General features: G+C 43.5%; 21 protein-coding genes. 1 reads left to right on the top strand and 20 read right to left on the bottom strand.

Going from position 1 to position 24,739, the window contains the following annotated elements:
* Window positions 1–214: 214 nt before the first annotated feature.
* The 4 genes from BLR76_RS04405 to BLR76_RS04420 all read right to left on the bottom strand — a co-directional run bounded on the left by BLR76_RS04405 (window position 215) and on the right by BLR76_RS04420 (window position 5,081).
* Window positions 215–1,570 carry a hemolysin family protein gene (locus BLR76_RS04405; protein WP_091265954.1) on the bottom strand — a complete coding sequence of 452 codons (1,356 nt, stop codon included), beginning with the start codon at window positions 1,568–1,570 and terminating at the stop codon, window positions 215–217.
* A gap of 105 nt (window positions 1,571–1,675) precedes the next feature.
* On the bottom strand, window positions 1,676–3,739 hold the full coding sequence (gene pbp4, locus BLR76_RS04410) for a penicillin-binding protein PBP4(5) (RefSeq protein ID WP_091265956.1): 2,064 nt from the start codon (window positions 3,737–3,739) through the stop codon (window positions 1,676–1,678).
* 27 nt (window positions 3,740–3,766) lie between these two features.
* On the bottom strand, window positions 3,767–4,456 hold the full coding sequence (locus tag BLR76_RS04415) for a beta/alpha barrel domain-containing protein (protein WP_091265959.1): 690 nt from the start codon (window positions 4,454–4,456) through the stop codon (window positions 3,767–3,769).
* A gap of 25 nt (window positions 4,457–4,481) precedes the next feature.
* On the bottom strand, window positions 4,482–5,081 hold the full coding sequence (locus BLR76_RS04420) for a glycoside hydrolase family 73 protein (protein ID WP_176759608.1): 600 nt from the start codon (window positions 5,079–5,081) through the stop codon (window positions 4,482–4,484).
* A gap of 249 nt (window positions 5,082–5,330) precedes the next feature.
* Between BLR76_RS04420 and BLR76_RS04425 the strand changes: the two genes are divergently transcribed.
* Window positions 5,331–6,299, top strand: coding sequence for a Gfo/Idh/MocA family protein (locus BLR76_RS04425; RefSeq protein ID WP_091265964.1), 969 nt, complete (start codon window positions 5,331–5,333; stop codon window positions 6,297–6,299).
* A 469-nt stretch (window positions 6,300–6,768) separates the two neighbouring features.
* On the opposite strand, the gene BLR76_RS04430 is transcribed toward BLR76_RS04425, so the two are convergent.
* From BLR76_RS04430 to prfA, 16 genes are all read right to left on the bottom strand, one after another.
* Window positions 6,769–7,098, bottom strand: a complete 330-nt coding sequence (locus BLR76_RS04430; protein ID WP_091265967.1) for a thioredoxin family protein — start codon at window positions 7,096–7,098, stop codon at window positions 6,769–6,771.
* 37 nt (window positions 7,099–7,135) lie between these two features.
* Window positions 7,136–10,120 (bottom strand): ABC transporter permease, encoded by a 2,985-nt coding sequence (locus BLR76_RS04435; protein WP_091265971.1) that lies wholly within the window; start codon window positions 10,118–10,120, stop codon window positions 7,136–7,138.
* Window positions 10,121–10,150: 30 nt separating this feature from the next.
* The gene (locus tag BLR76_RS04440) at window positions 10,151–10,855 is read right to left on the bottom strand and encodes an ABC transporter ATP-binding protein (RefSeq protein WP_091265974.1); all 705 of its coding nucleotides are present in this window, start codon (window positions 10,853–10,855) and stop codon (window positions 10,151–10,153) included.
* 237 nt (window positions 10,856–11,092) lie between these two features.
* A complete protein-coding gene (locus BLR76_RS04445) occupies window positions 11,093–12,271 on the bottom strand; it encodes a class I SAM-dependent rRNA methyltransferase (protein ID WP_091265977.1) in 1,179 nt (392 codons plus the stop codon).
* 138 nt (window positions 12,272–12,409) lie between these two features.
* Window positions 12,410–14,551: an LTA synthase family protein gene (locus BLR76_RS04450; protein ID WP_091265979.1), complete on the bottom strand. Its 2,142-nt coding sequence runs from the start codon at window positions 14,549–14,551 to the stop codon at window positions 12,410–12,412.
* A 216-nt stretch (window positions 14,552–14,767) separates the two neighbouring features.
* Window positions 14,768–16,222, bottom strand: a complete 1,455-nt coding sequence (locus BLR76_RS04455) for a sensor histidine kinase (RefSeq protein ID WP_245683030.1) — start codon at window positions 16,220–16,222, stop codon at window positions 14,768–14,770.
* Window positions 16,200–16,907: a response regulator transcription factor gene (locus tag BLR76_RS04460; protein ID WP_091265984.1), complete on the bottom strand. Its 708-nt coding sequence runs from the start codon at window positions 16,905–16,907 to the stop codon at window positions 16,200–16,202. Before BLR76_RS04460 ends, BLR76_RS04455 begins: the two co-directional genes overlap by 23 nt.
* A gap of 201 nt (window positions 16,908–17,108) precedes the next feature.
* Window positions 17,109–17,453: a single-stranded DNA-binding protein gene (locus BLR76_RS04465; protein WP_091265986.1), complete on the bottom strand. Its 345-nt coding sequence runs from the start codon at window positions 17,451–17,453 to the stop codon at window positions 17,109–17,111.
* Between the two features lie 128 nt (window positions 17,454–17,581).
* Complete coding sequence (locus BLR76_RS04470; protein WP_091265989.1) at window positions 17,582–17,770, bottom strand: DNA-directed RNA polymerase subunit beta; 189 nt, start codon at window positions 17,768–17,770, stop codon at window positions 17,582–17,584.
* A gap of 48 nt (window positions 17,771–17,818) precedes the next feature.
* Window positions 17,819–18,811, bottom strand: coding sequence for a rod shape-determining protein MreB (mreB, locus tag BLR76_RS04475; RefSeq protein WP_091265992.1), 993 nt, complete (start codon window positions 18,809–18,811; stop codon window positions 17,819–17,821).
* Window positions 18,812–19,124: 313 nt separating this feature from the next.
* Window positions 19,125–20,429 carry a UDP-N-acetylglucosamine 1-carboxyvinyltransferase gene (murA, locus tag BLR76_RS04480; protein WP_091265995.1) on the bottom strand — a complete coding sequence of 435 codons (1,305 nt, stop codon included), beginning with the start codon at window positions 20,427–20,429 and terminating at the stop codon, window positions 19,125–19,127.
* Window positions 20,430–20,638: 209 nt separating this feature from the next.
* Window positions 20,639–20,869 (bottom strand): DUF1146 family protein, encoded by a 231-nt coding sequence (locus BLR76_RS04485; RefSeq protein WP_091265997.1) that lies wholly within the window; start codon window positions 20,867–20,869, stop codon window positions 20,639–20,641.
* 158 nt (window positions 20,870–21,027) lie between these two features.
* Window positions 21,028–21,657: a uracil phosphoribosyltransferase gene (gene upp / locus BLR76_RS04490; RefSeq protein ID WP_091265999.1), complete on the bottom strand. Its 630-nt coding sequence runs from the start codon at window positions 21,655–21,657 to the stop codon at window positions 21,028–21,030.
* Window positions 21,658–21,740: 83 nt separating this feature from the next.
* Window positions 21,741–22,760, bottom strand: a complete 1,020-nt coding sequence (locus BLR76_RS04495; RefSeq protein WP_091266002.1) for an L-threonylcarbamoyladenylate synthase — start codon at window positions 22,758–22,760, stop codon at window positions 21,741–21,743.
* An 8-nt stretch (window positions 22,761–22,768) separates the two neighbouring features.
* Complete coding sequence (prmC, locus tag BLR76_RS04500; RefSeq protein WP_091266006.1) at window positions 22,769–23,638, bottom strand: peptide chain release factor N(5)-glutamine methyltransferase; 870 nt, start codon at window positions 23,636–23,638, stop codon at window positions 22,769–22,771.
* Entirely contained in the window at window positions 23,628–24,704 is a 1,077-nt protein-coding gene (gene prfA, locus BLR76_RS04505) for a peptide chain release factor 1 (RefSeq protein ID WP_091266055.1), read from the bottom strand. The genes prmC and prfA overlap by 11 nt, the downstream gene beginning before the upstream one ends.
* Between the last annotated feature and the right edge of the window lie 35 nt (window positions 24,705–24,739).

The raw sequence follows: 24,739 nt of genomic DNA on the forward strand, positions 1-24,739 counted from the left end.
CCCGAATTGCTGTGACTCTAGCATTTCAATGCGTAGAGACAGAGTATGCGGAAGAAGAGCATCCTGCGCAATGGGTAAATTTATCTTTTTCTCGAGAGGCTGGCACTTTAAGCTAGACACGCAATTAATCTTAACCTTTACTAATTAATAAGAATAGAGGCCAAGACAGCGAATCTGTCTCAGCCTGTTTCAAGAGTACAGGTGAACGATCCCCTTATGACTCTTCTTCTGCTCCATTTGAATGTTGAGCATCTTCTGTTTCAGTTAATTTTTCAATGATCAGACTACTGATCCTTGATCCTTCCATCTTATCTACAGTCAGACGGAGCTGCTGTACTTCGATATAAGCCGACTCTTCTTCATCTGGAATACTGCCGTACTCTGTGATGAAATATCCTGCAATCGTGTCTACATCCTCAGAGTCGATGGTAGTGTCAAAGAACTCATTAAATTCATCAAGTGGAGTAGCTCCATCTACACTATAATGATTCTCGTCTATTTCTTCAATTAAATTGTTTGACTCATCATACTCATCATCAATTTCTCCAACGATTTCTTCCAGCAGATCTTCAAGAGTAACAATCCCGACAACACCACCATATTCATCGTTCAATATTGCCATCTGATTCTGTGTGCGTTTCATCTGAAAAATAAGATCGTCAATGTAAATCGTTTCAGGAACAAACAGCGGCTCGTTACTGATGGACTTTAAGTCGATCGAATAGAGGGGCTGGTTTTTCGATTCCTTAAGCAGATTCTTAACGTGAACTATGCCCAATATGTTGTCTTTGTCTTTAAAGTACAACGGGACCCGCGAATGAGGGGTTTCAAGCATTTCCTGAATATTCTCCTCGTTCGGATCATCATAATCAAGCATGAATGCATCCGTTCTTGGCACCATTACCTCGCGGGCGATTTTATTATCCAGTGACAGAACACCCTTCAGCATTGAAAACTCATCAATATCGATGACTTCATGCTGATGACTGTGTTCAAGAAATGATCGGAATTCGTCTCTGGTGATAGCTTTCTCGTTCATTTTGAAGTCAATAGGCAGGAAGCGTTTAAGGCCTCTCAAGATAAGATCCATCACCCATACAACAGGTCGCGTCACTGTACGCAGGACATAGACCATACCCGATAGTGCCATGGCTGTCTGGTCAGGATTCTGAACAGCAATCGCTTTTGGCAGCTTGTCTCCCAGAAGAATGACGATTGGAGTCATGATCAGAGAACTGAACAGGACTCCAGTAGCCAGATTCTCAGTAAATGGAAAATCTGCTGCTGTGAAAATCAGACTCACAAAGTAGACAGCTGCTCCACTGATCAGTAAAGATGAGAGCATCAGGCCCACCTGAATAGTAGTCAGAAAAGCATCCGCCTGATCCAATATTTTAAGGACGCGATTTGCTTTTTTATTGCCTTCTAAAGAACGCTCAATCATTTTATTTGGATTGATTGAAACAATTGCTATTTCAGCTGCAGACAGTATGCCGTGAACTGCAATCAGACTGATGATGATTATTATCGGCCCAATAAAGGGCTGTATACTCCAAGGGTCACTATTCATAACTTTCTCCTTTATTATTAAAAACCTTTCATACAAAAAACACAGTCAATATATCATATACACATCAGGGATACAACAAGTATTTCATCTTGTCACGGAACTGCCTTAATTGACGGCATAATCTGATATAGAGGGTTTGAGATTATCAAGGAATGTGTCAAACCGGTCAATGACATCTCCACTTCTCTGTCCTTCAAGAAAACCAACGAACGAGTAGGTCTGATCATCTGCATCAAACACATATAAAAAGCCGTTTGTATCGTTTCCTTCTTCTCCAGCGACTTCTGCTGTCCCTGTTTTTGCTCCTGTAGAGTGGCTCACATTCTGAAGTCCACGAGCTGTTCCATTAGGATGCATTACACTCTCTATCAGACCATCCCTTACAATACTGACAGATTCATCAGTGAACAGCTGATCACTATTTTCTCTCTGTTCATTTAACAGAACTGTCGGATAGGTCAGCCGCCCGTTGTTGACGACCGGTGAATAGAATACCAGCTGATGAATGAGGTTCATCAGGACTTGTCCCTGTCCATATGCTGTGTCAGCAAGAAGCGTTTCACCGTCAATGGTATCATTGTTAGCAAACTGTGCTGGTGTCATGTCAAAAGGAAGATCAAGGTTATCTCCAAAGGGGAGTTGATTTAGTGACTCAGTGAAGGCCTCTTCCCCCATATCCAGAGCTTCCATGGCAAAGTAAATGTTATCAGAATAAATTAGAGCTGTTGCGAGGTCGACATCGCTCACACTTTCACTGACTCTCGTAATGCTGTGATTTCCAAAACCTGGAAGATCAGGTGACCACTGCAGGCCTTCGATCCGGTTTGTTTCATCAGGATCGATTCCGCCGTCATCCAGAAGAATAAGAGAGGACAGGATTTTAAAGGTCGATCCGGGAGCGTATCGACTTGTATAGCGATTTACAAAAGGAGTATTTTCATCATCCATGTAGCCAGAAAATTCTTCAGCAGAAATACCTCTCGTGAAGGACTGCGGACTGTATGATGGTGCACTGACTAGAGCCAGCAGCTCACCTGTCAATGGATGCATAACCGCTCCTGCACCCGGTTCATTCTCAAATGAATCGAAGAGGTCTCTTTGAACATCACTGTCTATTGTCAGACGAACGGACTGTCCATTTTGTCGCTCGTTTTCTATGATGACTTCTTTTACTTCGTCACTGGCATCTACTATTGAAATCTTGCCTCCAGTATGTCCTCTGAGCTGAGAGTCAAAGACGGCTTCAAGGCCGGCTTTCCCTACGATCTGTCCGGATGCCAGGGTCGGATCTTCCTGAATGTCTTCAGCCGTCACTTCACCGATATAACCAACGAGGTGCGCAGCTGCTTCATTTAAAGGATAGACTCTTTCACTGGTACGCTGATACCTTACCCCAGTCACTTCCGGAGTCTCACCTTCCTCAACTACTGTGAACGGCACTAGACTTTCATCTGTCACCCATGCCTGATTCAGCAGGTTCTCAAGATGGTCGACACTGACATCGAATGTCTCGCTGATTATGTCGAGATTAGTCGCTCGCTGGTCCCCTTCTCCAAGAGATGCCGGATACAAGCCAGCCTGATAGACATCTCCTTCTCCAGCAAGAAGATTGCCATGCCGGTCATAGATCGATCCTCTATCAGGTTCTGTAAAGGACACACGTACGCTGTCCCCTTCTTCCATGCCGGGCAGTATAAGCGAGGGGGCCCACTCAAGTGTTATGTCGTCTTCCGTTTCCTTAATGACTGTCTCATATCTCAAGTCATCCAGACGCCCTAAGACGGTGTCCATGCGAAGCGTGTAAGTCAGTCTATACTGATCTGCTTCTTCATCTAGGAGAATCTCCTGATCCATAACAGCCAGATCATTTGCACCGATCCCCTGAAAAATCGTTTCATAGCGCTCGGCAAGTTCTTCTTCAGTATAATCAAATTCAGATACCGATTGAATTGATAATGTGGAAACAAAAGTATCAAAGTCGGATGCTGTTTTTGCTGTCAGGTAAGAGTCGACTGCAGCCTCCACGTCTTCCTGACGCTGTATCGCCCGCTGCTCTTCTCGCCAGTTTGTATAGACGATCCATCCTCCGACAGCCATAACGGTTCCGACTGCAATCCAGATCCATCGTCTGGTATTCCTGTTCTTTGGTGTTCTTCTGCTATTATTCAACTCAGCAACTCCTTCAAATCAGATTAGTTATTCTTCTTCAAATCGGTCTTTTTCTCTTTCTCTGTAATCCATCATCTTGCGGCTGAACAGCTCACCATTTGATGGTGGCGTATAGGTTATTGCATTAGCTCCGGCATCGATGGTTTCGAGGATACTTTCATTTGTCGGACCGCCTGTCGCAATGATCGGAATGTCCGGATAAGCTTCTCTTAATTTTCTTACTATCTTGCTTGTTTTTGACGCACCGGATACATTGATGATGTCCACTCCAGCCTTGATTTTCTCTTCAATGTCCGTATACTCAGATACAACTGTAAGTATGATTGGAATGTCGATCACTTCGTTGATTTTCTCAATCGTATCAGTCGGTGTCGGAGCATTGATGACGACCGCTTTACATCCATGAGACTCGGCAAAGAGAGCCATATTAGCTGATCGGATCCCTTGGGTAGTTCCACCGGCTATGCCTGCCATGACGGGTATGGTTGAAACAGATGTAATAGCTTCAATAATCGCCGGATGCGGTGTAAACGGATAGACTGCCATGATCGCATCAGCATCGTTGTTCATGATCAGGGCAATGTCTGTAGTGAACAGCAGAGCCTTGAATCGTTTCCCGTTGATCAGGATACCGCTCGATTTTCTGATGACTTCCGGTACTGCGATATAATCTTTGAATAAGTGCGTACGAACTTGCGGATATTTTTTGTCTGTCATAGTATTCCCTCTTTACTATATAATTTTAACGATCATACTGATCAAGATTGTATAATTCGACAATTTCTATCAGTTTGTCAGGATAGGTCGGATCGGTCGCATACCCTGATTTTTTCAGCGCATATGCAGCTTCTCTGTATGTGTCTGCTTCGATCACAGGCCTGTAGAGATCCGGGTTCCAGCTTGTACCCCCGGCAATAAGTTCCGCGTAATCCTCCACTGATTCCTGAAGTGAGTCGTAACTTCTGAATGAGGCCTGGATTTCTACCCAGTCATCTTCATACTCAAGTGTGGCATAAGCTGGCTGGCTTGAAGACCCTTTGATACCGAAATAATTCTGTTCGTTTAAAGCCAGTCCGCTTTGTCCCCAGTTTGATTCAACTATGGCCTGAGCAATGGTGATACTGGGCCAGATCCCGTGAGTTTCCTGCAGCGGCACAGCATATGCTGCCACTGTTTGAATAAACTCTGTTCTGTCTCCAGCAAATCCTTCGCTCTGTTCATCAGTCTGACTGCTCTCGATCGAAGAAGCTAGTAAAGCTAGAGTACCTGTAAAGGCCAGAATAATCAGAACCGACCGTTGAAGCAAACTGGTTCGCTTGCGTTTACTTTTTTTCTTTACCACAATCGCTTCTCCTTTATCTCATTCTGCTTCCAGATCCTGTTTTTCAGCAATCGAATACATAAGTCTCCATCACGTCGTGAGTTGGGCTTGTATCAAATTTACTGCCAATACTCGTCCCCTCAATACTTCCAGTTTATTTTACCATAAGTTGTTTTAAGTCGATAGTAAGTGCAGAAGATTGTCCTCCTCATTAAATGAATAGTTTGTTACACTATTATCATCAATGTGCAATCAGAAAGAAGGATAATTATGACTAAGATAAAATGGGGCATGATCGGATTAGGAGACATTGCTCACCAGTTCGCCCAGTCATTCGATACAGACAAAGCGGAACTTACGGCTGTAGCCTCGCGTACCTTACAGAAAGCCTTTGACTTTTCCAGTATGTACAAGGTCCCCAAAGCATACGGCAGCTACGAGCAGCTGGCTTATGACCCTGAAATAGATATTGTCTATCTGGCTACGCCCAACAGCCTGCACAAGGATAATATGATGATGCTTCTTAAAGCCAATAAACATATTTTGTGTGAGAAGGCCATCACGATGAATAAGAACGAACTCGACGATGTGCTGGCGCTGGCCGAAGAGAAGAATCTCATTGTAGCTGAGGCCATGACGATTTATCATATGCCAATTTTCTCTCAGCTGAAGGAACGCATTACTGGAGGAGAATTCGGTCCTTTGAAAATGGTTCATGCTTTCTTCGGCAGCCTGAAACCCAATGACCCGACAAACCGCTTCTTTAATCCTGATCTAGGCGGAGGCGCACTTCTTGATATTGGCGTCTATGCTCTTTCCTTCATGAGGTATTTCCTTTCCAGCCAGCCTGATGAACGTAGGACCACTGTCTCATTACATGACAGTGGTGTGGATGAGCGCAGTTCCTTCCAGTTCAGTAATAAAGAGGGTGAAATGAGTACAGTCTCACTCAGTTTCCGTTCCAAAATGCCAAAACAAGGTGTGATTGTATGCGAAGGAGCTTATATCACAGTCATGAATTATCCAAGAGCTGATTCAGCACTTATCACTTATTCAGATGGTCAGACGGAGGAAGTAACGGCCGGTGAGCATGGCCGGGCATTGACTTATGAAATAGAAAACCTTTCAGACACGTTATCGACTGGTAAAGATCTGACGTCGATCGACCTGACTAAGGATGTCAACGAACTGATGGACTGGGCAGCACGAGAATGGAAAATGGACTGGCTGATCAGCTGATCGTTAAGTAATTAAGATGGGGAATTCTCTCGAGAATTCCTCTTTTTATGCTTTAATTCCCGCTCGATCGATTCCTTCATTCGGGCGCTCGCTTTACTAACAGCTATTGCCTGTCCAACCATCTTTTCTAATCGAGTGGGCGATACTCTCGTGATTTATATCCTCCCACGCCTCTTTTCAATATGAGTGAGCAATAATACTTGCTTTTGTACCCGGTCACTTAGATGCTGTGGTGACTCGAGAAAACGAGTCTCTTTCTTAAATTATCTATTAATTATGGCTGCCGCTGCAGCCTTTATCTAACAAAAAACGGCGACAATACTGATCTGAAAACACATCGGAGTCTATCTGTTGAGACAGGGCAGTTATCCTCTTCCGTTTCAGAATAAAGTACTGTTGCCGTTCGTTATAAGCTTATTTTTTTAGCATTGCAGTTTTAATCAAGAATCCTAATGACTCAATGATTCACCTAAACCGATTCCAGTATCCTGTCGATCTTGTCCTTGAGCTCTTCCGTACGTATGAAACGCGCAATACGAAGCACTTCTTTTCCTTCAAGGAAAAGAAGTACAACAGGGACGGTAAAGACTATAAACTCTCCAGATAAGATGGGGAGCTTTTCTATATCGGCCTGAATAGACGTCAGGTCATTATAGCTATCGATCATCGGTCTAATCTGAGGCATCACTCCATGACAAACGGAACAATGTTCGCCGTAGAGGAAGACGAAAACCAGTTTTTCATTGTCAATCAGCTTCCTTAATTCTCCAACACTCTCGGCTTCTTTAAATCCATCCATAGCTTACCTCCCCCCACACTCAATAAACGTGTGCGCATCAGTCTTGTGTTTTGAGCGCTTCTACCATATCCACTCTTTTCAGCTTAAAGTGCATGACTAGCATGACCAAGCTTGAGAAGAAGAACATCAGCAGAAACGAGTACAGATAACTGGTTAAACTGATCTGTCTTGCGAAACGCATAATGTCGATTTCTGCAGTCTGCAGAACAAACCGGTGCATGATGAATCCTAGTCCGAAACCAGTAAGGATTCCTAAGACAGTGAGCACCAGATTCTCTCTATAGACATACATCGTCACTTCTTTATCAAAGAACCCGAGCACTTTAATGGTAGACAGTTCGCGTATCCGTTCAGAAACGTTGATGTTTGTCAGATTGTATAGGACAACAAAGGCCAGTGAAGCTGCGGAAACGATCAGGACAATGGTCACTACATCCAGACTATCCATCGAATCCTGGAACGCGTCTTCGATCGCGGCGGCGAATGCCACACCTTGAACAGCATCTTCAGCTGTCAGCTGCTGTCCCAGCTGATCGTCGTCGACTGCCTCTGTATCATACCTCAATAAGCGTGTATCGTATTCAGCTTCTTCTCCCATGAGTTCTTCATAGGCTGAAGGTGACAGATAAACATAATGTTGAACGTAGTGTTCAACTATTTCTTCAACTTCGATATCAAACACATCTGAATCATTAGTTTTTACAGTAATGATATCTCCGACATCAGCATTCAGCAGGTCGGCCAGTTTGTCAGTGATGATGGCTCCTTCTTCAGGTAAATCAAAGGTAACCGATTCATCATCCAGATCGCGAAGGTCAACAAACTCTTCCATCCGACCCGGTTCGCTTGGGACAAATAGATTGATATCGTGAGATTCCCCGTCTCTTTCTGCGTAGGCATTATCTTGACTGACGTGTAGGTGCCCTTCCAGCCCTTCTAAGGATTCAAGTGTCTCTATATACTCTTCGAGCTGAATTTCACTGGCATCAGTGTTCTCTGAGACAATAGCCTGGTACAGATTGATTTCTCCAAACTGTATCTCTCCGATATCTCCAATCGAGTCGGAAAGTCCATACCCAGTAAGAAGCAGTGCAGTTCCACCAGCCACTCCAAATAAAGTCATGAGCATGCGGCGCTTATATCTGAACAGATTTCTCGACGCAACCTTTTGAGTAAAGGTGAACCGATTCCAGATAAATGGCATGTATTCCAAGAAGATCCGTTTCCCTTTTTTAGGTGCTTTTGGCTTCAACAAGGCAGCTGCGTTGCTCCTCAATGATAGACGAACGGATACGAGTGTCGATAAACCTGTTGCAATGAGTGCACCTGTAATTGAAATGACGGCGTAACTCCAGTAGAACTGTGTATCTGCGGATGGCAGATTATACATTGAACTGTAGGCATCCATTACTACAGTTGGGAAGATCCAGTAACCTAGTAGCAGACCTATAATTCCACCTACAACTGTTGCGATAAAGGCATAAACGAAATACTTCATCGCAATAGGAAAGTTTCCATAACCTAAAGCTTTTAGTGTTCCAATCTGATTTCTTCCCTCATCGACCATTCTAGTCATTGTTGTGAGCGATATCAGTGCCGCAAGCAGGAAGAAGAAGACAGGAAAAATCTGCGCAATTGCTGTGATCCGTTCTGCATTTTCATCAAACTCTTCGTAGCCCTGAAAGGACGTCCGATCCTGTATAAAGTATTCCGGCTCTTCCAGATCAGCAAGTTCCTCTTCGGCTTCTGCCAGGTCTGCTTCTGCTTCTGCTATCTCTTCTTCTGCACTCTCCTGTTCTTCTTCGAACTCGGCAAGCCCCTCTTCATACTCTTCCTGTGCCTCTTCAAGCTCAACGCGGGCATCTTCCAATTCAGCACTCGCTTTCTGAATTTCAGTATCAAGCTCATTTTCTGCCTGTGCCAGTTCAGCCAGACCCTGCTGGATCTGTTCTTCCTGAGCATTAAGTTCAATGGAGGTCTGTGGATCTTCTATCTGAGCTGCTTCAAGCTGTTGTCTATTTGATTCCACTTCAGCAAGAGCGGACTGCAGCTGAGCACGCTGATCTTCGATTTCGCTTCTGGCGTCTACTTCTTCCTGCTCCAGTTCAGCAAGTCCTTCTTCGTAGTCTTCAAGCCCTTCTTCAATTTCAATTCGGGCGTCTTCCAGTTCCTGCTCGGCATTCTCCAGCTCCTGTCGCGCTTCCTCGATTTCATAATAGCCGTCACTGATTTCTTCTTCGATTTCCTCAACGAGTGCCTCATAGCGTTCGGAAGGACGATCTGCCAGCAATGCTTCGACTTCTTCTGTGCGCTCATCAATATACTGATTATAGTCTTCTGAATACACCTCATACTCGCGTGCGTTTTCAAAAAGTAAATAGGCATCTGTATGTACTTCCATATCAAACACTTCTTCAAGTACCAATGCGAATCCATCCAGAGAACCTGTCCCGACTTGGGTGTTGCCACGTTCCATCCGCTCAATATAGCGAGGATGATTGACAAATCCCACTACTTCGAAAGTTGTTTCAGAAAAATTTTCTTCATATTCGTCCGGTGTACCTTCTTCGATCTGAACTGTATCCCCGATTTTATAGTCGCCCACATAGCTGTTCGTGTTATCCAGTGCAATTTCATTGACCGTCTCCGGCAGTCTTCCTTCCACGACGAAAGGCTGATTGACTTCCTCATAATCATCAGGGAGGCCCATAATTTTTGATGACTGCCCGGACTTTTCAAACACCACATCCATGCTGTACGTAATTTGAACACGTGTGTCTTCTAGTGTTTCCAGCAGATCGATATCCTCATCTTCGAGCCCCATGGTTGAAAACACATGCAGATCGCTGAGCCGCTGGTCATCGAAATACTCATCGGCCGTATGGACCATGACTGGCCCCGTTGCACTCAAGCCAGCGAAAAAGGCAACGCCCAGCATAATGATGGCGAAAATAGACAGAAAGCGGGTCTTTGTCCGCCAGATTTCTCTTAAAGTGTCTTTCCAAACCGTTCTATATTTCATCTTATACCCTCATTTCTATTCGACATCTACTTACCACTCAATGCTTTCAACCGACTGAGGCTGTTCATTGATGGTGACTTCTCTGACTTTCGCATTATTGATGTCGATCACTCGATTAGCCATTGGAGCAATGGCACGATTATGAGTGATGACGACAACCGTTGCTCCATATTCTTCTTTTGAACGGCTGAGAAGGTCGAGAACTTTCTTTCCAGTTTCGTAGTCCAGTGCTCCGGTGGGTTCGTCACATAAAAGCAACTTAGGCTGCTTAGCTAGGGCCCGGGCAATAGCCACCCTCTGCTGTTCTCCTCCTGATAGCTGAGCCGGAAAGTTGTCCATCCGATGTTCCAGTCCGACACTTATGAGCACTTCCTCCGCATCAAGAGCATCAGGTGAGATCTCAGCTGCCAATTCAACATTCTCCTTCGCAGTCAGGTTAGGAATCAGATTGTAATTCTGAAAGATGAATCCGACATCGTTGCGCCTGTATTCAGTCAGTTGTTTCTGGTCGAAGCCCACAATATCGGTTCCGTCTATAATGACTTCTCCTCCATCTGCAGCATCCATCCCACCTAGAATATTCAGAACAGTTGTTTTTCCTGCACCACTAGGACCGACGATTACAGCAAATTCATTTTTTTCAATATCGAAAGTGATTTTGTCGTTTGCAATCACTTCTGTTTCTCCAGATTTGTATTTCTTTACTTCGTCTTTAACACTGATATAAGCGGTCATCACGATCTTCCTTTCTACATATGCCCTACTATTTTAGCATACCTATAGAGCCCTTCAGTATAAGTTAGCTTAAAGAACATAATTTTTCATGAAAAAAATCATAACTACATGGACCGTTCATTTTACCGTTAAGCCTCGATAATCACTTAGACTCAGCCTTTCCTGCACTACAAGAAAACGCCCTGCAGTTTATCCTCTCGGGTCAACCTGCAGAACGTCTACACTTATATAGTTAATTTAGTTTGTCCGTTCAAGCACAAACACTTTAAGATAGTGGCCCTCGGGATACGCTCTGCTGACGGCAAAGTCATCTGGCAGATCATGTTCATCCATCAGATACGCGTCTACTTGAAGCTCTTCCAGTGCATCGTTGACCATTTCAAAAAAGTCATCTCTACTGACGCTCCAGGCATTTGTAGAAGTAATGAGTACACCGTTCTGAGCCAGTACCTCTACTGCATCTTTTACGAGTTCAGTATAATCCTTATCTACGCTGAACGTTCGTTTTTTAGTTCTTGCAAAAGTTGGTGGATCAAGAACAATCAGATCAAAGCGCAGTTGATGCTTCTTGGCATAGTCAAAATAATCAAAAACATCCATTACTCGGATTTCATGATCATCCGGATTCAACCCATTCAATTCAAACTGTTCTCTAGTTCTTTCCTTACTTCTGTTTGCTACATCAACATTGACTGTTTTTGATGCACCTCCCATTGCGGCTGCGACTGAAAAGGCACCAGTATAACTGAAGGCGTTGAGTACTTTACGGCCCATACCCAGATCTTCCATGATTTTTCTTCTGACATTTCGCTGATCCAGGAAGATCCCTGTCATCCATCCTTCATCCAGGTAGACATTGTAGCGAACCCCATTCTCTAAAATAGTCATTGGCTCGTCTGCCTGTTTTCCGTCTACAAATTTTGACTTGAATGAAGCTGATGGGTAGCGCAGCTTTTCATAGATTCCCTTGTAGTCGGGCACAGCCATTCTGAATGCATCCAGAATCATGTCTCTATGCTGGTAAATCCCTTCGCTGTACCATGTAAAGACATAATACCCATCATAATAGTCCACCGTTATCCCACCGATTCCATCGCCTTCTCCATTAAAGAATCGGAAAGCAGTCGTCAGTTTATCTGCATAAAATGGGGTCCGTTTCTTACGTGCAATTCTGAACTGACGATCGAAAAAAGATATGTCAAGCTTATCAGTATCGTCTAGAGACAGTACCCATCCGGCAGTTTTTTTCTCGTCTCCAATATAGCCAAGCCCGACAAACTTGCGGGAGCTGTCTACCAGTCTCACAAAGTCGCCTTCTACAACTTGGTCCTTATCTTTGAAATCATAGTCTTCTAAAGCCGGATACCCTTTTTGTATCCGACTGGCTGCCAGTTTTTTTACTTGTAAATTCTTCATAATGTGCCCCTTTGATTTCTTTTTCATTGTTGCTTTCATTTTATAATTATACCATACATGATACTTACAGTTTAATCGAGAAGAAAAGAAGAGAGACAAACAGTCTGTTCATCTCTCTTCTTATCATTCTTCATTCTATTAGTTCCTGATTCTTTCCATCAGTCCAGGTTTCGGACGATAGATATAATCCATCTTTTCTCTGATTTCAGGAGCATCTGTTTCATAAAGTTCAAGTGTGGAATGACCGTCGTTCTTCTCAATTACACTCGTATGTTTTTCTGGATGGTTCTGAAGAATGTCCATCTGATTGGAATACGTATAATCCAATGGTTCAAGTTGTGTCAGACTTTCCGGCTGATAGAATCTGAGCAAGTCCATGGACATCAGTCTGTCCGAATGATTCATTTCCATTCGAGCACGGTCTCGTTCTGCGAGAAGTTCAAGACGTTCTGCTTCAGTAAACTGCTCGGATAATTCTTCCCCAGTCTGGTTGTCGTAGATCCGGTCAGAAATGAAGGTGTAGTCAGTTGTGATCACTCGTCCATTCCTCAACGGTACGCTGCTGTCATGTCCCGGAGAGAGTAGATCCTGTCCCATAAACAGATAATCATCCGTTTCTATACCAAGAAGATGGAGCAGGGTTGGCAGCACATCAATCTGCCCGCTCGGCATGTCGAACACTTCCCCTTCATCCATTCCAGGAATGTGAAGTATAAACGGAACCTTCTGCATCTCGGCATTCTGAAATTCTCCCCACTCTTCAGGATCTTTTCCAATAAGTGGAGCCACGTGAGGGTTTCTCATATTGGAAATACCGTAGTGATCCCCATACATGACAAAAATAGAGTTTTCATATAACCCTGTTTTTTTCAGATAAGTGAAAAATTCCTCCATCGCTTCGTCAGCATAATTAGCAGTGGCAAAGAAGTCATTCACTGTAGAATCATCTGTCTGTGCAATCGGAAACCCAGAATTCTGGTCGTCCAGAGGATACGGGAAATGGTGTGTGACTGTAAGAAACTTGGTGTAGAATGGCTGTGGAAGCTGCTCAAGATACTCAACAGAATCTCTGAAGAACAGCTTGTCTTTCAATCCATACTCAAGCGCCCGATCTCCTGACAGATCATAAAATGCGGCATCAAAAAAATAATCATAACCGAACTGCCGATAAGTATCTGAACGATTCCAGAAAGAACCGACATTGCCGTGAAAGGCTGCTGATGTATAATTAGCTTTACTTTTCAGTATCCCCGGTGTTGCATGAAATGTATTGGATGACCCAAGAGTCTGAAATGCACTGCCCTGAGGAAGTCCATATAGAGACGTTTCAGTGAGAATTTCAGCATCTGAAGATTTTCCTTGTCCAGTCTGATGATAGAAATTACTGAAGCTGAAGGACTCTTCACTATTATAAAGACTGTTTACAAAAGGCATGACTTCGTGTGTCTCGCCGTTTTCATCTTCCAGCTCATAATCGATCAGAAACTGCTGAATACTTTCCATAGCGATCACAATGACATTACGGCCTTCTGCCATTCCAAAATATTGAGGATTGGGTTCAGCACGGTTAGCTTTTGCATAACTGACGATTTCTTCAAGATGAGATTCGTCAGCGCTGGCTTTAATATGAGAATTCTTAGCTGTTTGATAGACATCGTATCCTGTAAAAAAGTTGATTCCCAAATATTTAACAATATAATTCCGGTCAAATGTCCGTGTAAGCAGCTGCGGTCGACTGATTTCTGCCAGCAGCAGGTTCCCGACGAGCATAAGAATACCTAAGAGAAGTGTACCAGCTGCTTTCCTGCTGATATCCAGTCTGCTTCCAATTAATGACTGGCCCTTTTTAACCTTATACATCAAAGCCAAAAAGACTATAACATCGATCCAGTACAAAACATCCCAAGGCCTCATCATGGCTATCGTGGACGCTATCAGTGCACCGGATACGTTGTTGGATCCTACTAAAATGTTCATTGTCAGAAAGTCAGTAAACTCTCTGTAGTATAAAATATTTGAATAGAGAAGCAGCGTAGCCGCCAGCAGAATCCCCATCAGTATCCAGGTACGACGTTTCTTGTTTTTGCTGAAAAGTGCCACAGAAAAGAGAATGATACCCAGCCCTAAAGGGTTGATCAGTAAAATGACATGCTGAAGCCACCCAGTTACCCCCAGTTCAAATTCAATTAGGTAGGCAACATAAGTTTTCAGCCAGAATAGAACGATAAGTACACTGAATAGATCAGTTTGTTTCATGAAGATTTGTTTTATTTTAGACATATAAGTCCCTTCTTTATCTCTGTTAGACATGACGGCCCGTTAGTACAAATTTAATTCAGTACTTAACACGCCTCTTTCAACTAATAAATATAGACCAAAAAATCAGACCTGTAAAGAACTTTACATGAAAATGAACGATCTTTTAACTCCATCCACCATACAAGCCCTTACAGGTCAGATATTCTCAAGATTTAATGAATTTCTCAAAAGTTTTTCTCATTCTTCTTCACTATACCCTTCCTCTTTATCAGGAAAGTGAACTGTGAAGATGGTTCCTTCGCCTGGTTGACTTTCAACATCTATGCTAGCCTGATGAAGCTGGACAAGCTGCTGAACAATAGCAAGTCCCAGACCAGACTCTCCATACTTCGTATTGACTCTTGAAGAATCCGCTTTGAAGTACCGTTCCCAGATAAAGCGCAGCTCTTCCTCAGACATGCCTATCCCGGTATCCTCTATGCTGATACTGACTCCTTCGTCAGTTTTTGTTCCACTGACAATAATCGTTCCTTCACTAGTAAACTGCATGGCATTCTTTATGAGGTTCACCAGTATCTGCTTCAGCCGGTCGTAGTCCGAATATACAAAAAGTCCTTCAACATCTTTTATTATCAGTGTGTTAGTTGATTCCACAACTATCTCTTTCATCTGTTCCTTAATTTCCTCAAGTATATCACCAAGAGGCACATAATGCTTATTCAGAACAATCCGATTGGAACGGATATTTTCATAATCCATGTTTTCATTGACCAGTCTGATCAGACGGCGTGTCTCCTTGCGCATCAGCTGAATACTTCTCAGTTTCTGCTGTTCAGGAATAACCCCATACTCGAGTCCTTCCAGCAGGCCATTGATTGTAGTCAAGGGGGTCCTCATCTCATGAGCCGCATCCTGCATAAATGTCTTCCTTCGCTCCTCCTGGCGATTCACTTCTTCCTGGGATAACTTGAGCGCGCTGACCATACGATTGAAATCTCTTGAGAGATAGTCGATTTCGTCTCTTTCCTTATGGCCCAAACGTATACTGTACTCGCCTTCAGCTACTTGATGTGCTGCTTTTCTTAATCGGTTTACCCTCTTAACCTGATTATGAGCGAAGATAAAGCTCATCAGTACAGCTAATATTGTTGAAATCAGAAATGCCTGAAAGAGGTTCCCTTCCAGTTCTTCCATTTGTTCATCAATATGACTGACCGGTGCACTAACTGTAACAAAACCAGAATAGTCTCCCTGCTGATTGTCAAAATAAGGAAGATAGATCAGAGCCGTTTCACGTGGGTTTCCCAGCATGTCTTCCTGATTTGTAGTCAGCGACAGACGCTCACCTCTGCGCAGCCGGTCTATTTCTTCGGGAACCACTCTCGCCTCCATATCGGGAGGAAGCTCTGGAAAAATTAGAGAGCCTGTCTCGTCAAAGACAAAAAACGATACCCCCTGAGCATAAAGGAGCTCCTGAATGGTACTGAGGTCATCGCCGTCCAGCGATTCATCTGTAATCGATTCAGCATAACGAAATAAGCGAGTCTCGATGCTTTTCACCGCAGTATTCCGTCCAAAATGAACAAGTGACACTACCGTCACAGTCATTAAAATAATGATAACTGCCAGAAAACCAAGAAAAAGCTGGTAGAAGTACGGCAGTTTCATCTTAATCGATCGATCCCGTATCATCAAATTTATATCCCACTCCCCATACAGTCTGAATTACCTGGGGACCATTCTCCGACAGTTTCTGACGTAATTTTTTTATATGTGCATCAACTGTCCGCTCATCTCCGAAGTATTCATAATCCCATACCAGCTGAAGAAGCTGCTCACGCGAAAAAACTCGTCTTGGGCTGTTGGCTAAAGTGTAAAGCAAGTCAAATTCTTTAGGTGTCAGATTATCCAGAGCTTGATTGTATAGTAGAACTTCTCTAGTCGTCCGGTCCATTTTCAAGTGCTCTGTTTCTATTTCATATTCAGCATTGGCTGAATCGGAGGCATTCACATTGGCTCTGCGCAGAAGCGACTTAATGCGTGCGACGAGAGTAAGCGGACTGAACGGTTTAGTGACATAGTCATCCGCCCCAACTTCAAGACCGATCACTTCATCACTTTCCGAGTCCTTGGCAGTCAGCATAATTACAGGAACTGTCCTGGACTGTTTTCTTATTTCTCTGCAAATTGTTATGCCGTCCATTTCAGGCAGCATGAGATCAAGAACGACAAGATCATAGCTGTTTTCATTCTCCTGAAATAGTGAAAGTCCTTCTTTACCGTTATGAGCAAAGGTAGCCTCCCATTCTTCTTTTAGAAAAAACATTTCGATCATTTCACAGACTGATTCATTGTCTTCAACCATTAAAATATGCATAACAATCCTTCTTTCTATAATACGTGCTCCTGTTATTATACCTACCATAGTTGAATTTTCTATGTAAATCAATGTAAATAGTGAAGAATTTCCTTGTATGACATGCCCGGCGTCAAATTTGGTTCATATCACCTACTGCTGTTTAGACAGCAGAAACCGGTAGGATGACTTAGTCATCCTGCCGGTTTCTTTTCAAGTGATTCAGCTGGGGTTAGCAGCAACTTTGTCGGGGCTCTTTTTCTGGAGAAACTCCAGATCTTCGACAAGCATTTCAACGACATATCTCATATCTTCTGATTCTGTTTTATAAGACCTGGACTGCATCCGCCCCGTCAGTCCAATAAGATCTCCTTTTGAACAATACTCTTCAAGGAGTTCGGCTCGCTTTCCCCAGGCAACAAAAGGAATAAAGTCCGCATCACTGCTTCCATCTTTCTTGTAGGTCTTTCTTACAGCTAAGGTATTACTGGTGACAAGCCGTCCTTCCCCAATATCTTTCAACTCTATATCCTTGGTCAGCCTTCCTATCAATGAAATGGCGTTCATGTTTTTTCCTCTCTTCTAATTAAAGTAGAAAGATTTCTCTTTCCCTACTATTACATATTGTTAAAAGAATCAGAAAGTCACGAAAAAAAAGACGCTTATCCGAAGATAAACGTCAAAACAGCTAAAAATCAGAATATAAAGTCCAATACATGCTGCCAAAGTTCCGGATTAAAAACATCCATAGGATCCCCAGCTCCTCCAATGACGCTGTATCCTAACATTGCTCCTCCTATAAAAGCTGCTGCTATAAGCAATAGAACAACTAGAACTTTTATTACATAAAATGCTATGTCTTTTAAGATTGTTTTCCACGTCATCAGCGAACACTCCAATACTCACATTCCAGACTTATCGACTTACTATATTTAATACAGTTTATTTCTCTGCTTAAGGTTTTCAAGAAGTATTCCTGTTCCAAGAGCTACACTATCCAATGGATCTTCCGCCTTGAACACTGGCACTTTCAATTCTTCAGCGAAAAGCAGTTCAATGCCGTCAAGCATGGCTCCGCCACCGGTGAGAATAATGCCCCGGTCGATAATGTCAGCTGAAAGTTCAGGTGGGGTCTGTTCCAGAACAGATTTTGCCTGCTCGACAACGACGGCCATGGATTCTTTCGTAGCTTCCATAACTTCCAGTGATGATATCGTAATCGTTCTAGGAAGACCAGTGACCATGTCACGTCCTCTGACATCCATTTCGTCATTGCGACCATGATCGAATATGACGCCTATTTCCTTCTTAACAGTCTCTGCCGTACGTTCCCCAATCAGAAGATTGTGCTTCTTCTTGATATACTGAGTAATATCGTTGTCCAGAGTATCTCCGGCAATTTTTACGGAACGGCTGGTTACTATGCCGCCCATAGAAAGGACTGCAATATCACTTGTTCCACCACCGATATCGATGACCATGTTGCCGCTCGGCTGGAAAATATCCATTCCTGCACCAATAGCCGCAACTTTAGGCTCTTCTTCAAGATAGACATTCTTTCCGCCGCTCTTTTCCGCTACTTCGATGATCGCTTTTTGTTCAATTGCTGTAATGTTAGTTGGGCAGCAGATCAGGATATTCGGTTTTGATAGAAACCCTTTCACATTCAGTTTATCAATAAAATATGTCAGCATGGCTTCTGTTATATCGAAGTCTGCAATCACTCCACCCTGCAGGGGGCGGATTGCTCTAATGTTTCCCGGTGTACGTCCGACCATCATATAAGCGTCTTCTCCCACCGCGAGTACTTCATTCGTTTTTGTATCCAGAGCGACCACTGAGGGTTCGTTCAGGACGATTCCTTTTCCTTTAACATGCACCAGCACATTTGCTGTTCCTAAGTCGATGCCAATATCTCTAGCCATCGTTTGTCTCCTCTCAACTGTCAGTTACTGTATTACAATGCGAGATTCTTTAAAAATGTTTTCACTCTATCTATGATACTTAAAGTAGAAAAAAAGAGCAACCATAAATTGGGAAAATTCTGCGTAGTAAATAAAAGGTAGTAAATAAAAGTAATATAAGAAACACATTATACTTATTCATTCTGGATAAGTATTCTCCATACTGCCTGCTGGAGAAGTCGAGCAGCCTGGACAGAAAGATGTACTTCCACTTTACAGACTACAAAAACGGACAGCACAATGGCTGCCCGTTTAATTATTCCACTATCATGGCTCAGCTTGCTGAGATTCTCTTATTTTTTTCTGAAACAGTTTCCTGATCAGATACTCTTTCCAGATCAGCACCCAGTTTCTGCATTTTAGCGTGGAAATTAGAGTACCCTCTGTCCAGATGGCTTAAGTTTGTCACTTGAGTATAGCCTTTTGCAATAAGTCCGGCAAGAACCAGGGCTGCAGAGGCTCTCAGATCACTTGAAGCCACTTCCGCTCCTTGTAGTTCTTGTCCACCGTGAATGATCAGGCTCTGGCTGTCGACTTTGAAAGATGCATTCATTTTTCTCAGTTCTTCCATGTGCATGTATCTATTCTCGAAGACTGTTTCTCTCATGATGCTTGTGCCTTCAGCTGCCAGCTGAGCAATAGTCATTGGAGACTGCAGATCCGTAGGGAAGCCAGGATGAGGCATCGTCTTGACATCAGTTGGTTTAAGCTTGTCCGGACCGATCACGCGCAAACCTTCAGATGATTCGACAAAAGTTACACCCATTTCTTTCAATTTTGAAATAAGGGGTTTGTTGTGTTCGGAGACACAGTCTTTAATCAAGATATCTCCTTGAGTAACCGCAGCTGCCACCATAAATGTTCCGCTCTCGATTCGGTCAGGAAGGATAGAGTGCTCGATCCCTTGCAAGGAAGAGACCCCCTCGATTCTGAGCGTTTCTGTGCCTGCACCAACTACTTTGGCTCCCATTTTGTTCAGGAAATTGGCTAAGTCAACTATCTCAGGTTCTCTTGCAACGTTTTCTATAGTAGTCGTTCCTTCAGCTAGGGTTGCAGCCATCATAATGTTCTGAGTTGCTCCCACACTCGGGAAGTCCAGATAAATATGTGCGGCTTTCAGCTTATCTACTGAAGCTTCAATGTGACCATTGCCGATATGTATATCGACACCCATTGCTTCAAAACCTTTCAAATGAAGATCGATCGGTCGTGATCCAATCGCACATCCGCCTGGCAACGCGACTTTAGCATAACCAGTACGTGCCAGAAGAGGGCCCATTACAACAATTGATGCACGCATTTTGCTCATAAAGTCGAATGGTGTTTCACTGTTCAAATCATCTGTTGAGTCGATGATTATTTCTTTTTTATTTTCATCAAAGGATACTGGCATATTTAAATGTGTCAGTACCTGATTCATTGTATAAATGTCAGACAACAAGGGGACATTTGTCAGAACATTCTGTCCGCTTTCAGCCAGAACTGTTGCAGCGAGAATTGGTAGTGCCGCATTTTTAGCACCATCCACTTCTACTGTACCCGAGAGTTTTCGTCCTCCACTAACTATTATTTTATCCATTCCATGCCCTCCATTATTTAAACCAAGCTTATTTCGAATTGTCTACTGTAATTGTAATTGTCAGATATTTAATGCATTAAGCAATCAGAATATAAAATGCCTGATACAGTATACCAGATACCTGTTGAAAAAGGAACCAATTGAAATCCCTTTATCCATGACAAGTTTGTGACATATACTCCTGTTCTGTACAATTCTTATTTGAGATGTTATAAGAAGAAAAACAGCTGTTGTATTAAAAGAATAAATTCGAGAAAAAACTGACTGACTGTATATCCAATTGCAATGGCTGCAAGAATATATAATGTTCTGGCCTGAGGAATATGATATTTCCTGATCAGTGTGTCCGTACGTATCGCCTGCAGGGACCAGAATGCAGTTAATATAAAGAAAATATGTGAAACCAGTGCAATAAGTGACTGCAACGTCGTCAATGTCATACCTTTCATCCTTTCGAAACTATAATAGCACACGATATGTTATATTTCATTTATTATGCTTGTAACACAATTGTAACAGTGTTAATCCTTGTATAAACAGAAAAAGAACTCCGATGAGTCAATCCATCAAAGTTCTTTTTACTCCTTGCTGTTGATGCTTATAATGTACCGAATAATCGGTCGCCTGCATCGCCCAGTCCTGGGAGAATATAGCCTTTTTCATTCAGCTTCTCATCTAATGAAGCTGTGTAGATATCCACGTCGGGATGAGCATCCTGAAGCACTTTGACCCCTTCAGGTGCAGCAACGAGGCAGACAAATTTTATATTCGTTGCGCCACGTTTTTTCAAAGCATCGATTGCAGCTACCGCAGATCCTCCAGTAGCAAGCATTGGATCGACCACCAGCAGTTCTCTTTCAGGTAAATCAGATGGCATTTTTATAAAGTATTCAACAGGTTCCATAGTCTCGTGGTCACGATACATGCCCACATGACCTACTTTTGCGGCAGGAATCAGATCCAGCATACCATCTACCATTCCCAGACCAGCTCTTAGAATAGGTACGATAACTACTTTTTTACCAGCCAGTCTTTTTTGAGTTGAGATAACCAGAGGTGTCTCGATTTCAACATCTTCCAACGGCATTTCTCTTGATACTTCATATGCCAGCAGACGTGCAATTTCGTTGACGACTTCTCTAAAGTATTTAGTTCCTGTACGTTTATCTCTAATTATGGTCAATTTATGCTGAATTAGTGGATGATCGATTACTTGAAGTTTTCCCATACTATTACCCCTTTGCTCTCTCCGTATTAAATTCCTATTCTATTGTACAGAAAGCTCGGTGAATATTCCAGAAGAATAATAATTTATAAGGACCTGTCGATCCATTCGGCTGCTTTTTCAAGACGATTCATATAGGCCAGACCTATACCAACAGGTTTATACGATTCTGCTAAAATGACTGTGGCCGGAGAACGGTCGAGTTCCCGCAGCCCGTCATATAGTCGGCTGGCTGCCTGCTGTGGGACTTCTCGCTCTCCTAGTGAAAACACCACGTCTACCTTGTGGCCAAAATGTTCATTCAGCTCGTCGCTTGCAAGCAGACCGATTGTTTCTCCCTGCGTATGAAGCTTGCTTAAAACGTCTTCTGCTGACACTTTATCTTCCGGTAGTATATACACTGGTATGTCGGGTGAATAATGCCGGTACTTCATCCCCGGAGATTTCGGAGCATGAGTCTTGTCTTTTAAATGTGTGTCGATATAGACTGTCCCTAGCACATCCGTCAGTTCTTCATATGAAATGCCTCCCGGCCGGAGAATAGTGGGTTTTTGGGGATCCGTCAAGTCCAGGACTGTCGATTCAAGTCCTACACCGGTTGCCCCCCCATCTATGATGCCGCTGATTTTTCCGTCCAGGTCATCATGAACATGGCGAGCTGTTGTCGGACTCGGTCTGCCTGACGAGTTGGCGCTCGGTGCTGCGAGAGGGACACCTGTCGCTTCTATCAAGTTCAAAGCTACCGAATGGTCAGGCATCCGAATCCCTACTGTACTCAGACCGCCTGTAACGGATGGAGCCAGCGCCCTTTTTTTATTAAGCACGATCGTACAAGGGCCAGGCCAGAAGTGAGCAATCACCTGTTCAGCCTCTTCAGGAAGGCTGGAAACGAACTGTTTCATCTGAGTCACGTTCGATACATGGATAATCAGAGGGTTATCGCTCGGTCTCCCTTTAGCTTCGAAAATTTTCCTTACTGCTGTTTCATTCGTGGCATCTGCTCCCAGACCATATACCGTTTCTGTCGGAAAGGCCACAACTTCTCCTGCTTTGAGTGCTTCAGCAGCTTCCTTGATATCTTCCGGCTGCCAGCGATTTGTTTTCATGGTAGTCACTACCTTTCTTGATCAATATGACTGACGTGTAAAGCTCGATCGTGCCCGCTCATATCTTTCCAGATCACAACGTCTGCTTCTGGAAAAGCCTGCTCGAATATGGCTTTTACCTGTTCTCCTTGCCTGTAGCCGTATTCCAGAATAATATGCCCGTCTTTGTTCATGAGTCGAGGCAGTGCTTCCGCCATCTTTTTATAGAAGTAAAGGCCCTCATCATCAGCAAACAAGGCCAGCTGAGGTTCAAAATTCAGGACAGACTCATCCATTTCACTTCTCTCATTCTGGCTGATATATGGCGGGTTCGACAGGACCAGATCAAATGAACCAGTCACTTTTTCAGTCACATCACTTTCCATAAAATTAACGTCGGCTCCCATGTTCCAGGCATTTTTCCGGGCAACCGCCAATGCTTCTGGACTGATGTCTACAGCTGTCACTTTATCCTGAGGCCTCTCGAGTTTATGACTGACTGCCAGCACACCAGACCCGGTCCCGATGTCCAGAACCTTTAGAGCTTTTTCTGGAAGCATCTTCAGATAGCGGTGAAACCATTCTTCCGTTTCAGGTCTGGGAATCAATGTGTCAGGAGTCACTGTGAACGGTCGGCCATAAAACCATTCATGTCCAACTACTTGCTGAGGAGGACGTCCATCAGCACATTCTTCGATCGCCTGCTTATATGCCGTCCATTGTTCCTCAGTTAAATGAGTCTGTCGTCTGGATAAAAGATCAGTGATCGTCCAGCTGAACAGCCCTTTCATGACCCATTCTGCGATATACGGCTCTCTCCTGTTCATTTTTAAAAAAGAAGAAGCCCATTTCAGGACTTCTCCAACTGTTTTTTTAGGGTCAGTGTCATTAATACTCATTTTTCAGCTGCTCCATTTTCTGAGACTGTTCCCATATCAGAAGGGCATCAATGATTTCACCTAACTTACCAGACAAAATCTGATCCAGCTTCTGAATCGTCAGATTGATCCGGTGATCGGTCACTCGACTCTGCGGATAATTGTACGTACGGATACGCTCAGAACGGTCTCCAGTTCCGACTGCAGATTTTCTTTCTGCATCCACTTCAGCCTGTGCTTCTGTTGTAATTTTGTCATAGATCCTTGAACGCAGAACTTTCATCGCCTTTTCCCTGTTTTTAAGTTGTGACCGTTCATCCTGCATCGCTACAACGATTCCGGTTGGTTCGTGGGTTAGACGTACTGCAGATGCCGTTTTGTTGACATGCTGTCCTCCGGCTCCACTTGCATGGTAGATGTCGACTCGGATATCGTTCTCATCAATATCCACTTCCACATCCTCAGCTTCCGGCATGACAACGACTGTAGCTGTAGACGTATGGATACGTCCCTGGGATTCTGTCTGAGGCACACGCTGTACACGGTGAGCTCCATTTTCAAATTTTAGCTTCGAGTAAACGTTTGTCCCTGTGATCATCAGGGTAATTTCTTTATACCCGCCGATCCCGTTTGAATTGGCATCAAGCACTTCTGTCTTCCAGCCTTCATTGTCCGCATACTTCTGGTACATATCGAACAAGTCACTTGCAAAAAGCTGAGCTTCGTCTCCTCCAGCCGCTCCTCGAATCTCCATGATGACATTCCGTTCGTCGTTTTCGTCTTTTGGCAGCAGCATGATTTTCAGCTGCTCTTCAAGCCTTTCTTTTTCTTGGATCAGAGATTTACGTTCTTCTTTTGCCAGTTCTTCCATTTCACTGTCCAGAGATTCTTTCAGCATCTCTTCAGTATCTTCCAGTTCAGATGTGACTTCCTGATATTTTCTGAAAGACGCAACTGTTTCTCTCAAGTCAGATTCCTCTTTACTCAATTTCATGAAGCGATCAGTATCACTGATCACCTGAGGATCACTTAATAATTCGTTCAGTTCATCGTAGCGTATTGCTACTTCTTCCAAGCGATCGAACATACTCATATGTGTCCGCTCCTTTCATCATTCATTTG

It is taken from the genome of Alkalibacterium thalassium (assembly GCF_900101165.1).
GTDB classification, from domain to species: domain Bacteria; phylum Bacillota; class Bacilli; order Lactobacillales; family Carnobacteriaceae_A; genus Alkalibacterium; species Alkalibacterium indicireducens.